The 13254-nt window shown below is 35.9% G+C and carries 9 protein-coding genes; all 9 read left to right on the top strand.

Features of this window, described 5'->3' with window-relative positions; genetic code table 11:
• Nucleotides 1-11 precede the first annotated feature (11 nt).
• The 9 genes from D2K60_RS14000 to D2K60_RS14045 all read left to right on the top strand — a co-directional run bounded on the left by D2K60_RS14000 (nt 12) and on the right by D2K60_RS14045 (nt 13254).
• Nucleotides 12-2162, top strand: coding sequence for a penicillin-binding protein (locus D2K60_RS14000; RefSeq protein WP_338048364.1), 2151 nt, complete (start codon nt 12-14; stop codon nt 2160-2162).
• Nucleotides 2163-2291: 129 nt separating this feature from the next.
• Complete coding sequence (locus D2K60_RS14005; protein WP_117169807.1) at nt 2292-4211, top strand: stage V sporulation protein D; 1920 nt, start codon at nt 2292-2294, stop codon at nt 4209-4211.
• 113 nt (nt 4212-4324) lie between these two features.
• The gene (locus tag D2K60_RS14010; RefSeq protein WP_117169806.1) at nt 4325-5806 is read left to right on the top strand and encodes a UDP-N-acetylmuramoyl-L-alanyl-D-glutamate--2,6-diaminopimelate ligase; all 1482 of its coding nucleotides are present in this window, start codon (nt 4325-4327) and stop codon (nt 5804-5806) included.
• A gap of 52 nt (nt 5807-5858) precedes the next feature.
• Nucleotides 5859-7217: a UDP-N-acetylmuramoyl-tripeptide--D-alanyl-D-alanine ligase gene (locus tag D2K60_RS14015; protein WP_117169805.1), complete on the top strand. Its 1359-nt coding sequence runs from the start codon at nt 5859-5861 to the stop codon at nt 7215-7217.
• Between the two features lie 49 nt (nt 7218-7266).
• Nucleotides 7267-8253, top strand: a complete 987-nt coding sequence (mraY, locus tag D2K60_RS14020; RefSeq protein WP_117169804.1) for a phospho-N-acetylmuramoyl-pentapeptide-transferase — start codon at nt 7267-7269, stop codon at nt 8251-8253.
• On the top strand, nt 8250-9599 hold the full coding sequence (murD, locus tag D2K60_RS14025) for a UDP-N-acetylmuramoyl-L-alanine--D-glutamate ligase (RefSeq protein WP_117169803.1): 1350 nt from the start codon (nt 8250-8252) through the stop codon (nt 9597-9599). The genes mraY and murD overlap by 4 nt, the downstream gene beginning before the upstream one ends.
• Nucleotides 9600-9694: 95 nt before the next feature.
• On the top strand, nt 9695-10804 hold the full coding sequence (spoVE, locus tag D2K60_RS14030; protein ID WP_117169802.1) for a stage V sporulation protein E: 1110 nt from the start codon (nt 9695-9697) through the stop codon (nt 10802-10804).
• Between the two features lie 982 nt (nt 10805-11786).
• Complete coding sequence (locus tag D2K60_RS14040) at nt 11787-12578, top strand: cell division protein FtsQ/DivIB (protein WP_117169800.1); 792 nt, start codon at nt 11787-11789, stop codon at nt 12576-12578.
• Nucleotides 12562-13254 (top strand): DUF881 domain-containing protein, encoded by a 693-nt coding sequence (locus D2K60_RS14045; protein ID WP_117169799.1) that lies wholly within the window; start codon nt 12562-12564, stop codon nt 13252-13254. Before D2K60_RS14040 ends, D2K60_RS14045 begins: the two co-directional genes overlap by 17 nt.

A 13254-nucleotide genomic window follows, 5' to 3' on the forward strand; every position in this document is an offset into this window, starting at 1 on the left:
GGGAGATAAACGTGAAGAAAAATAAAACGACATCGACTATGGCGAATCTATTCATAATTATATTTGTCGTGATATTTTTAACACTATCCGGCCGTTTTTTATACATTCAGGCAACCGGTGAAATTCAGGGGATTGATTTGCAAGACTGGGCTGATGATCGCAGGACTAATAATTACGCGATAGAAGCTAATCGAGGCACCATTTATGATCGTAATGGCATGGATCTTGCGCAAGATCGTGCCACATATGGTTTGTATGCGATTGTTGATCAGGCTTATTCATCAGACCCTGATAAACCAAAACATGTTGATAATGTGGATGCGACAGCTGTTGCTTTGGCACCTTTGTTGGAAATGGAAGTTGCGGAGATTAAATCAATTCTCCAATCGGGGATAGAAAGCGACAAATTTCAAGTGGAATTTGGAACAAATGGTAGCCAATTAAGTCAAGAAACGAAGTTAGAAATAGAAGAACTTGATCTACCAGGATTGAATTTTGATGAAGAAGCAAAACGTTATTATCCAAATGGTACGTTTGCCTCTCAGATAATAGGCCTTGCTCAAAAAAATGATGATTCTATTATTACGGGAATAACAGGAATTGAAGCGCAGTTAGATGACTATTTACAAGGAACAAATGGTTCTATTTCGTATCAACGCGATAAATACAATACCAAATTACTAGATCCTGATGAAGTTATTCAAGAAGAAGAAGATGGAAACAATGTGTATCTAACGATTGATCAAAAAATTCAAACGTTCCTAGAGGATGCGATGTCACAAGTAGTAGAAGATTATGATCCTGAGCGTATTACCGCCACAGTAATTGACCCGAAAACTGGCGAAATATTAGCGATGAGTAATCGACCGAGTTATAATCCGAATGACCTTGAGAATGTTGAAAATTGGTATAACGATGTGGTATCGACACCAATTGAAGCTGGTTCGACAATTAAGGCTTTTACTTTAGCGGCAGCTATTGAAGAAGGTGTCTACAACGGGAATGAACTCTATCAATCTGGAAGATATAAAATTGATGAGATTGAAAAACCGATTACAGATTATAATCAATCATGGGGCATGATTGATTATAATGAAGGTATTCGTCGATCTTCAAACGTTGCTGTTTCTAAGTTGGTTTGGGAGAAAATGGGGACCGAAACATTCTTGGAATACTTAAAGGCGTTTCATTTTGATCAGGATACAGGTATTGATTTACCTAGAGAAAAAGCAGGAACAATCTTGTATAATTATACGATCGAGAAGCTAACAACTGCTTATGGACAAGGCTCAACAGTTACGCCAATTCAATTAATCCAAGCTGCAACGGCAATTGCTAATGATGGTAATATGATGAAACCGTATGTGATATCAAAAATTACTGATAGTGAAACTGGAGAAACTATTGAAGAAACGGAATCAGAAGTAGTAGGAAATCCAATATCTGAAGAAACATCAGACCAAGTGCTTGATATATTAGAAACAGTTGTTACCGCAGAAGATGGAACAGCGCATAATATTTATAATTTATCTGATTACTCTGTTGCTGGTAAAACAGGAACAGCACAACTGTCACAGGGTGGTTATTTAACTGGAGCGAATAATTATATCTTTTCCTTTTTAGGAATGGCACCTAAGGAAGACCCAGAGCTGATTATGTACATTACTGTTCAACAACCAAAATTAGAAGTAGGAGAATCTGGATCGGCAGCAGTTTCATATATTTTTAAAAATGTAATGGAGAATAGTTTACATTACCTAAATATTCAACCAGATAAAGAAGTACAGGAAACTGTTTCAACATATACATTTCCAGAGGTTAGTGGAAAATCTGTAGATGAAGTCAAAGCTAATTTAGAAGAGGACGGTTTAAAAGTCACCTTGATTGGTAATGGTACGTCGATAACTGATTCATCGGTTCAAGCTGGCGAAAAAGTAGTATCAGGTGAACATATCATGTTAGTAACAGATAAACCAACGATGCCAAACATTTCGGGGTGGTCTGTGCGAAATGTTATAGAGCTAGGTGAATTAGTTGATTTGGATTTAGAATATATAGGAAGTGGCTATGCAACATCACAGAGTGTTAAAGCTGGTTCTGATATAAGTGAGAACACGTATATTATGGTTGAATTTGCCCCACCTGAAAATACGGGAGAATAGTGAGAAGAAACAATAGAAGAAAATGATTGATTTGTGTCAATCATTCAAATTGATACAGTGTTCTATTCGTTTAACATTTACATATACTAGATACAACTTTACTTGGATAATGTGAGGAGTTATTATGCCATGAAACGTGTATCAAATGTAACGATGCGAAAACGAATTGTCACTGTATTTCTTTTTGCCTTTCTTTTGTTCTTCGTCATAACGATTCGCTTAGGTTATGTCCAATTTATAATGGGTGACGAACTAATGGATAAGGCTGAAGCTTCGTGGAGTAGAGATATTGCTTTTGAAGCGGAACGTGGTCAAATCTTGGACAAGAATGGCTTAGTGTTAGCAGAAAATGTTACAGCTCCAACGGTAATGATTGTTCCTAGACAAATTGAACAACCAGAAAGAGTTGCAGGATTGCTGAGTAATATCTTAGAAATATCGGAAGAAGATATGTTAGTAGAATTAACTAAAAACACAAGTATTGTAAGATTCAATGAAGGCAGAAAGGTTACGGAAGAACAAGCAGATGCGGTCCAAACGTTAGCTTTAGATGGGGTTTACGTTGCTAAAGATACAAAACGCTATTATCCTAATGGTGACTATCTTTCTCATGTTTTAGGTTTTAGTGGGATAGATAACCAAGGTTTAATGGGATTAGAGCTATATTATGATGAAGAGCTAAGCGGGGAAAAAGGAAGTCTATCTTTCTATTCTGATGCTAAAGGTCAGCGGCTACCAAGCTTGGCAGATACGTATCAAGCCCCAACTGATGGTTTAGATATGAAATTATCGATTGATGCGAAAGTACAAACGATTATAGAAAGAGAGTTAGATCAAGCGGAAGCGACGTATAATCCAGATGGCGCGTTAGCAATTGCAGTTGATCCCAATACAGGTGGAATTCTTGGAATGGCTTCAAGACCTAATTTTGATCCTGAAGACTATCAATCAGTAGATGCAGATATTTATAATCGGAATTTACCGATTTGGAGTACATATGAACCTGGTTCTACATTTAAAATTATTACATTAGCAGCAGCGCTAGAAGAAAAAGTCGTTGATTTATACGAAGATGAATTTTTTGATGATGGAAGTATGGAGGTTGGTGGTGCAACATTACACTGTTGGAAAGTTGGTGGACATGGCCAGCAAACCTACTTAGAAGTTGTTCAGAATTCATGTAACCCTGGTTTTATCTCTTTAGGTCAAAAAATTGGTAAAGAAAAATTGTTTTCTTATATTGATGATTTTGGTTTTGGTGAAAAGACAGGTGTCGATTTATTCGGTGAAGAGAATGGTATATTATTCAACTTAGATCAAGTAGGTCCAGTTGAACTAGCAACCACATCATTTGGGCAAGGTGTATCAGTCACGCCAATTCAGCAAGTTATGGCTGTTTCGGCAGCAGTCAATGGTGGTTACTTATATGAACCGTATGTTGCTTCAGAATGGTTAGATCCAGTATCTGGTGAGAGTGTGGAAACAGTTGAGCCGAGCTTGAAAAGACAAGTCATTTCAAATGATACTTCTGCTCAAATAAGAGAGGCCCTAGAAAGTGTTGTTGCTAAAGGAACTGGTAGAGGTGCTTATGTAGAAGGGTATCGTGTAGGTGGTAAAACGGGAACAGCACAAAAAGTTGGTGAAGATGGCCAGTATATGAAGGATAATCATATCGTTTCCTTTATTGGTTTTGCTCCTGCTAATGACCCAGAGATTGTTGTCTACCTAGCCATTGATAACCCGAAGAACACGGTGCAATTTGGTGGGGTGGTAGCTGCTCCAATTGTAGGAAATATAATGGAAGATAGTTTACGCGCGATGGGCGTACCTACAACGACTGAAGGATTAGGGAAAGAGTATCAATGGCCCGATCAACCATTAGTTGAGGTGCCAGATTTAATTGGCGTGTCTCGTAATGAATTACAAGAATACTTAATTAATCTTTCAATAGAGGCTTCTGGTGAAGGAGATAAGGTAATCGAGCAAGCTCCTGCGGCAGGGACAAAGGTAGAACAAGGAGAAACAGTACGTCTTTACTTTTCTGATTAAAAATAGATACGATTAATCATGAAGATTAAGGTTAAATTTGTTATACTAAAGAAGTTGTGATGAAAATCAAAGTTAATTAAAAATAATTAGTAAAGATAGTAAGGATGAAAGCCATGAAAAAACTAAAAGAAGTACTAAACATTATCCCTGTATACCAAGTGGATCAGACAATAGCTAATATAGAAATAAATGGTGTAACAATTGATTCGAGAGAAGTCCAAAAAGGTAACTTGTTTATTTGTATCGATGGTTACACAGTTGATGGACATAACTTTGCTAAACAAGCTGAAGCAAATGGTGCGCATGCAATAGTAGCTGAAAAGCCATTAGATGATTGTACTGTTCCCGTTATATATGTGCGTGATACGATTAAAGCCGTTGGACTTTTAGCTAATAGCTATTATGATAATCCGACACAAGCTTTACAACTGATTGGGATCACTGGTACGAATGGAAAAACAAGTGTTACGTATCTGTTAGATGAAATATTTCAAAAAAATCAACAAAAAACAGGAGTAATTGGAACGATTCAGATGAAAATAGGAGAAAGGAAAGTTCCAGTAGCGAATACAACCCCTGAAGCTTCCTTTTTACAAAAAGGTTTTAAAGAGATGATCGATAGTGGGATAGAAACAGCTATTATGGAAGTGTCCTCTCATGCTTTAGAAATGGGGAGAGTTAATGGATGTGACTTTAATATTGCAGTCTATACGAATTTGTCACAGGACCATTTAGATTATCATGCTGATATGGAAAGTTATTTTCAAGCAAAGAGTCAATTATTTCAACAATTAGGAAACAGATATGATGCAAAAAACCCGAAATATGCCGTAATTAATCAAGATGATTCATACAGCGAAAGGTTTATTCATGCAACAACACAGCCTGTTATCACGTATGGTATCGACAATGAAGCAGATGTTCGCGCGACAAATTTAGAGTTGAATGCAAATGGTACGTCGTTTGAACTTGTGACTTATAAAGGAAATATAGCTATCTCAAGTAAGTTAATGGGTAAGTTTAGTATCTATAATATGTTGGCGGCTGTAGCTACTAGTTTATTATCAGATATTCCTTTAACAATAATTAAAGCTGCATTGGAAGAAACAGCTGGTGTAAGTGGTAGATTTGAACCTGTTCAATTTGGTCAAACATATGGCGTAGTTGTTGATTATGCACATACACCTGATTCACTTGAAAATGTATTGCAGACCATGCGCGCTTTTGCGAAAGGTGATATTTATGTAGTGGTAGGTTGTGGTGGTGATCGTGATAAAACGAAACGCCCTCTAATGGCAAACATTGCTACTAAGTATGCTGCTCACGCTATTTTCACATCTGATAATCCACGATCTGAAGAGCCGTCTGTCATTATTGAAGACATGATAGCTGGGGTTGAAATGTCTAATTACGAGGTTATTATAGATCGCAAAGATGCCATTGAAAAAAGTATTGCAATGGCAAAAAGAAATGATATGATATTAATTGCTGGAAAAGGCCATGAAACATACCAAATTATTGGTTCGAAAACAGTAGATTTTGATGATCGTAAAGTTGCGAAGCATGCAATAGAACAACGTTTAAAGCAAGAATAAATAATTTGTTTATGCAAGAGGATGTATTACTGTTTACTGAGGAGTTATCACTATGTTATTTACCTTACCGTTTCTAGTGGAATTATTTCCTGATGCAAAGGGATCGATACATGATCAATTTGTAATTAATGAGGTTACCACAGATAGTAGAAAACCAATGTCACATGCATTGTTTGTTCCATTAAAAGGGGACAAATTTGATGGGCATACCTATATGAATCAAGCAATTGAACAAGGTGCAGTTGCTACTATATGGGAAAAAGATACACCGTTGCCGAAGTTTTTGCCAACGGATTTTCCTGTTTTCTTTGTTACGGACACATTAGTAGCATTGCAACAATTAGCTCATGCTTATCGTTTGAAGATAAATCCAATTGTTATAGGCGTAACGGGCTCAAATGGAAAAACGACGACCAAAGATTTAATAGCAACTGTTTTATCAAGTCGCTATCGAACACATTATACCGATGGGAATTTAAATAATCATATTGGTTTACCCTTAACTATCCTATCAATGCCAAAAGATACTGAAATGCTTATATTAGAAATGGGAATGAATCATTTTGGTGAAATGGAACGTTTATCAAAAATAGCTGAACCAGATATTGCGGTAATTACAAATATTGGTGAATCTCATATTGAGTATCTAGGCACAAGAGCTGGTATAGCTAAAGCAAAGGCTGAAATTTTAAGTGGTTTAAAGTCTGGCGGCACCTTGTTAATTGATGGCGATGAATCATTATTATTACCATATAGTGATAAAGTTGAAACGATCAAAATAGGTTTTGACCTTTCTAATCACGTAGTAATTGATCAATTTAGCATGCTTCCTTCACATTCTAGCTTTCGGCTAATGGGCAATGATACATATGAAATCCCATTACTAGGAATGCACCATGCCAAAAATGCTTCCTTTGCAATTGAAATAGCACGAAAACTTGGTATGGAACAGAAAGAGATGCAACAATCCTTTTTAAAAGTTGATCGGACTGGAATGCGTTTTGAAATGATTAAAGGAAGATCTGGTGTAACACTAATTAATGATGCATATAACGCGTCTCCGACATCAATGAAAGCAGCAATTAACGTAGTCAAAGAAATTACAGGATACGAAAGAAAGATTGTTGTCTTAGGTGATATGTATGAACTTGGAGATTCGTCTAAAGATTTTCACCGTTCGATTGCAGATGTAATATCCCCGCCAATCGCGTATGTATGTACAATTGGTGAAGATGCTAATGAAATAAGTAAAGCAGTAAAACAACAAAATCCATCGATTCAGACAAAACACTTTACGACTAAAGAAGAAGCGATAACTTTTTTAGAAGGGTATTTAGATGAACGGACATTAATTTTAGTGAAAGCATCAAGAGGAATAAAGTTAGAAACAATTATTGATCGACTATTATAATTTTTAAAAAAACAATGGGCGGTTTGACTAATAGAGGAGGAAATAGATCATGAATGAATATGTATTAATAATTACGATGAGTATTGCATTTTTAATTACCGTCCTGTTATCACCAATTTTCATACCACTTTTACGTCGGTTAAAGTTTGGTCAAAGCATACGTGAAGAAGGACCAAAGTCACACATGAAGAAAACAGGAACGCCAACAATGGGTGGTGTTATGATTATTTTAAGTGTCACAATTACGACTCTAATCATTACCAATAAATTTAATGCTAGTTCAATAAATTCAGAAACAATGCTACTTATCCTAGTATTAATCGGATATGGTATCCTTGGTTTTTTAGATGATTTTATCAAAGTAGTATTAAAAAGAAATCTGGGTCTTACATCTAAACAGAAATTGTTCGGTCAAGTGCTAATTGCCGGTATTTTTTATGTCGTATTAGTCATGCAGGATTTTTCGACTTATATTTCAATTCCAGGTACGAGTATACAGTTCGATTTAGGATGGGGATATGCGATTTTTGTTATTGTTATGATTGTAGGAGCGTCTAATGCGGTTAACTTAACAGATGGTTTAGATGGACTACTAGCTGGAACTGCAACAATTGCATTTGGTGCTTTTGGCATTTTGGCGTGGTATGGTATTCCTCAATTTGAAGTGACAATTTTCTCATTAGCGATAGTCGGAGCGCTATTAGGCTTTTTAGTATTTAATGCACATCCAGCTAAAGTATTTATGGGTGACACTGGTTCCTTAGCCTTAGGTGGCGCGATAGCTGCAATAGCTATCTTAACAAAAATGGAATTATTGCTTGTTATTATCGGTGGTGTTTTTGTGCTTGAAACATTATCTGTTATCATTCAAGTTATTTCTTTTAAAACGACTGGAAAACGGGTATTTAAAATGAGTCCACTACATCATCACTATGAACTAAAAGGTTGGTCAGAATGGCGCGTTGTCACTACCTTTTGGCTTGTTGGACTTTTATGTGCTGCGTTAGGAATTTACATTGAGGTGTGGTTAACATGAATAAGCTAAAAAATTTCCCATATCAAAACGTTTTAGTACTTGGTTTAGCTAAGAGTGGAACAGCAGCGTGTAAAGTTTTAGTGAAAAATGGATGCACAGTCAGAGCGAATGACTTACAGGTAGCGAGTGACTCAGTCATTGCTGAATTACATGCATTAGGGATAGAAGTGACAACTGGCTCACACCCATTAACTTTATTAGATGAAGTGGACGTTGTCGTGAAAAATCCAGGTATTCCTTATGAAAATGAACTTATAAAAGAAGCGGAAATAAAAGGTATACCAATAATTACAGAAATCGAACTTATTCATTACCTTATTACTGAGCCATACATAGGGATAACGGGTTCAAATGGCAAAACAACAACGACTACATTAATACATGAAATGTTACAAAAGAGTAATAAAGGAAGTAAATTAGCAGGTAATATAGGTAAGGTAGCAGTTGAAATAGCTGAAAATCTTAAAAAAGAGGAAACAATGGTAGTAGAATTATCCTCCTTTCAATTAATGGGAACTGAAAAATTCCAACCACATATAGCTGTAATGTTAAATTTATTTCAAGCACATCTAGATTATCATAAAACCTTTGAGAATTATAAAGATGCAAAAGCACGTATCTTTGTCAATCAAACAGAAGAGGATTATCTCGTTTATAATGCATCGGATAGTGAAATTGCTGAATTAATTGAAAATACTATGGCAACAAAGGTACCATTTAGTCTTAGTGAAAAAGAACTTACAAATGGTGCGTGGTGTGATGAAACGTATGTTTACTTTAGAAATGAACGAATTATTGCACGAGAAGAGATTCGTTTGGTTGGGGATCATAATTTAGAAAATATCTTAGCTGCAATAGCTGCAAGCATACTATCTGGCGCAACGAGGGATGGAATTGTAGAAGTGCTAACGACATTCCCGGGCGTGAAACATCGAACCCAATATGTCGATCAAGTACAAGGGCGATTATTTTATAACGATTCAAAGGCGACTAATATTTTAGCAACTTCAAAAGCGCTAGACTCTTTCGAACAACCTGTTATTTTATTAGCTGGTGGTTTGGATCGCGGGAATAATTTTGATTCACTAATTCCTTACTTGAAAAATGTGAAAGCAATGATCCTATTTGGTGAGACAGCTACTAAATTAAATGAAACAGGACAACAAGCAGGTGTAGAAGATATTCTGTTTGCTGATAATATGGCACAAGCTGTTGATCAAGCCTTTCAACTTTCAGACGAAAAGGATATCATTCTTTTGTCACCAGCTTGTGCAAGTTGGGATCAGTATCAAACTTTTGAAGAAAGAGGAGACATGTTTATTGAAGCTGTGCATACATTAAAATAAGGGCTTGTACAAAAGGCCTCATCTTCCTTGTTAATTGGGAAGGTGAGGCTTTTACATTCTTATTTATATGCGAGTGGAAATGGGGTCATTTCAAGGTGGAAAGTAAACATAAAACACAATTACGTCCTGATTACCTTTTGATTATCACTATATTGGCGCTTTTATTAATCGGAGTTTTTATGGTATATAGTGCATCAGCAATTTGGGCCGATTATAAATTTAACGATTCCCTTTATTTTGCTAAGCGCCAACTTCTATTTGCAACTGTCGGTTTGGTTGCGATGTTCAGTGTAGCACGTGTTCCTTACCAAGTATGGCGGACCTACTCAAAAGTTATTTTAATTACGTGTTTTATTTTATTGGTTGCGGTGTTGATACCTGGAGTGGGTTTAGTTCGTGGTGGAGCAAGGAGCTGGATTGGTGTAGGTGCCTTCAGTATTCAACCAGCGGAATTTATGAAATTAGGTCTCGTAATTTTCTTATCCACTTACCTAGCTGAAAAACAGCGGTATATTACATCCTTTAAAGAGGGGTTTTTGCCATTACTGTTACTGATATTTACCGGTTTTGGACTTATTATGCTACAACCGGATTTGGGTACAGGGGTGATTGTTATCTTAACATGTTTTGTTTTATTATTTGTAGCTGGAGCTAGGATTAGCCATTTTGTAGGTCTAGGTATTTTAGGTGTGATCGGCTTTACTGGTTTAATTATTTCAGCCCCTTACCGAATAAATCGGATTACAGCATTTTTAAATCCATGGGAAGATCCATTAGGGAATGGGTTTCAAATTATCCAATCGCTCTATGCAATTGGACCAGGTGGACTATTAGGAATGGGATTTGGAAATAGCCTACAAAAGTTTTTTTATCTTCCGGAACCACACAATGATTTTATCTTCGCTATCTTAGCTGAAGAACTTGGGTTTATCGGCGCATTAATACTTATAAGTCTATTCTTTATATTGTTTTGGAGAGGTACTAAAATAGGTTTAGCTGCACCTGATAAATTTGGCATGCTACTTGGATTAGGCATAACAGTTATGATTGCCTTGCAAGTAATTATCAATATGAGTGTCGTAATTGGATTAATTCCAGTAACAGGAATTACATTGCCTTTCCTGAGTTACGGAGGATCTTCTCTTACGTTAACATTAGCCGCAATGGGTATTATTATAAATATTAGCAAATATAGTAACGAATAAACATTATATACTCATTTTCGTAAAGTGAAATTGGCAAATAAGTCTTGATATAACTAAGAAGACTTCCAAAGGTGAAGTTGACTTCGTACTCCTTTCGTAAGCATCATGGTGCTTTGACTGACTAACTTGAGAGAAACTGCAACGTAGATTCCATACCCGCTCCACAATTGAAATGGGCTCGCTTTCCGTGGGCACGGCTTCAGCTCGCGCTGTTCCCACTGGAGTCTCACCAACTTCAATTGCTCCGCTAGTTTTGTCTTTAAACATTTTATGAACTACAAATAAACACATTAATCATTAGTCTCTTGAAAATGTTTCGATTGATTCTGTCTTACACTTAAAAATATTTCCACTAACTAGCGAAGGAAGCAAATGCTTGACACTCCTACGGGAACAGCGCGAGCCGAAGATCCACTTAGTAAAGCGTTCTTTGCTTTATTAAGTTAGCTGAGGCCGTGCCCGTGGAAAGGGAAAGCATTTGCTGACGTAGCGAGTAAGACTAGAACTTTACGTCACAGTTGATGATTATTCCGACGCAAGGAACGTTATGTCAGAGTCTATGAATGTTTGTAATATGACAGTCTTTTAGAAAGCAGCCTTTTTTAAAGATTGTCAAGCAATATGACAGCTAAATGTCAAACTTAAAACAGGCAATGAGTGGCACTCACTTTTTTGGTGAGAAAGTTGAGTGGTATAATTATTTATACTTTATATATTCTAATTAAAAAGCTTATCTTTCACAAAAAGATGAGCTTTTTTGATTGAATAAATCGGAATTAAATAATTTGTTGTCATATTATCCAACAAACTCGACGAAAAAAGATGAAATTTGATAAAAAATCCATCTTTTGGATCAGTAAATCTTACAACTTTTAACGAAAAAATATGATATACTTTTAGTGTGACGAACTATTTTAATGTAGTTCAAACAATTTGTTTATATAGGATTGTTATTTTGTTTCGATAAAGGAAGAATGAGGAGATGGCAGAGAAAAAAGTTATATCCATAGAGGATCGAATTCCAAAGCTAAAAGAAGCAAGAAAAAAGAAAACAAATAGACGTTTAGTTTTCTATTTATCATTATTCTTTATCTTGATTTCAATAGTTGTATATTTACAATCTCCTCTTAGTTATATACAACATATTGTAGTGAATGGAAATGAATATGTAGAAGAGGATGTAATTGTTGAATTAAGCGAATTATCAAATGAGAATAACTTGTGGAGTGTTAGCTTGAGTGACACTGTTGAGAAAATTAAAAAACATCCAGAATTAAAAGATGTACAAGTCCAAAGAAAATTACCGAATTCAATTGTAATTAATGTGGAAGAGTTAGAAAAAGTTGCTTACATAAAATTGGAAGATAGCTATATGCCACTACTAGAAAATGGGGAAGTTATTGATTCTATTGAGGTCTCTAAATGGAAAGGTGATGCCCCTCTTTTAATTGATTTTGCAAAGGATACTTATATTCAGGAGATTGCTGAGGAACTGCAGGAATTACCTACTACTGTCTCTACGTTAATATCTGAGATCTATTGGAAGCCAACAGATGCAAATCCATATAAAGTTTTGTTATTTATGGATGATGGTTATCAAGTAGAATCCTCCATTAGAAATTTCGCCAAATACCTACAAACGTACCCATCTATCGTTAGTCAGCTAGAAGAGAAAGAGGGCATTATTCGTATTGGTGAAGGTGGAGCAGTGTTCGATCCTTATAAGAAAAAGGATGAAACTGAAGAGGAGGCAGAAAATGAAATTGAAGGGTAAACATGTTGTTCTCTCTTTTGTATTATTCATTTTTGGTTTTCTTGTTGCCTTTAGTTATCAAAATACGAAAGAGCAAGCAGAGGTTATTCAATTATCTCAGCAGGAGTGGGAAAAAGATTTCTATTACAGGCAGCAATTACTACAATTTGAAGAACAAAGTCGAGAATTACAACAAAAGGTAGACACTTACCGTCAAGAAATAAACACGTTTGAAAAATCATTAGGTGAACAAGAAACAGCAATTGGTGAATACGTTGAAATGAAGGGTAAACTTCAAATGCTAACAGGAGAATTACCTATTACTGGACCAGGTGTTAGCGTAACATTGTCTGATGCGGATTATATACCATCTACAGAAAATACAAATCAGTATATTGTTCACGACCGTCATGTTCAATTAGTGATCAATGAATTATATAGTGCTGGGGCAAAAGCAATTGCAATTAATGGCCAGCGTATTTATAAGGATAGTTACGTTACATGTGTTGGTCCTGTAATATCTGTTGATGGAAACCAGTATCCTGCACCATTCTCGATTGAAGCGATAGGTGAGCAGGAGACGTTAGAAGTAAGTTTAGAACTAAAAAACGGTGTAATTGACATGCTAGTAAGTGATAATGTAGAAGTTGAGGTTGGAACTGCCGACCAGATTGCTATGGGTGCAAGAGTTAATTAG

Source organism: Paraliobacillus sediminis, from assembly GCF_003426055.1.

Excerpts from the sequence above, each read along its gene's own strand:
- D2K60_RS14005 (WP_117169807.1), top strand. The coding sequence starts at position 2,292 with ATGAAACGTGTATCAAATGTAACGATGCGAAAACGAATTGTCACTGTA.
- D2K60_RS14010 (WP_117169806.1), top strand. The coding sequence starts at position 4,325 with ATGAAAAAACTAAAAGAAGTACTAAACATTATCCCTGTATACCAAGTG.
- D2K60_RS14015 (WP_117169805.1), top strand. The coding sequence starts at position 5,859 with ATGTTATTTACCTTACCGTTTCTAGTGGAATTATTTCCTGATGCAAAG.
- mraY (WP_117169804.1), top strand. The coding sequence starts at position 7,267 with ATGAATGAATATGTATTAATAATTACGATGAGTATTGCATTTTTAATT.
- murD (WP_117169803.1), top strand. The coding sequence starts at position 8,250 with ATGAATAAGCTAAAAAATTTCCCATATCAAAACGTTTTAGTACTTGGT.
- D2K60_RS14040 (WP_117169800.1), top strand. The coding sequence starts at position 11,787 with ATGGCAGAGAAAAAAGTTATATCCATAGAGGATCGAATTCCAAAGCTA.
- D2K60_RS14045 (WP_117169799.1), top strand. The coding sequence starts at position 12,562 with ATGAAATTGAAGGGTAAACATGTTGTTCTCTCTTTTGTATTATTCATT.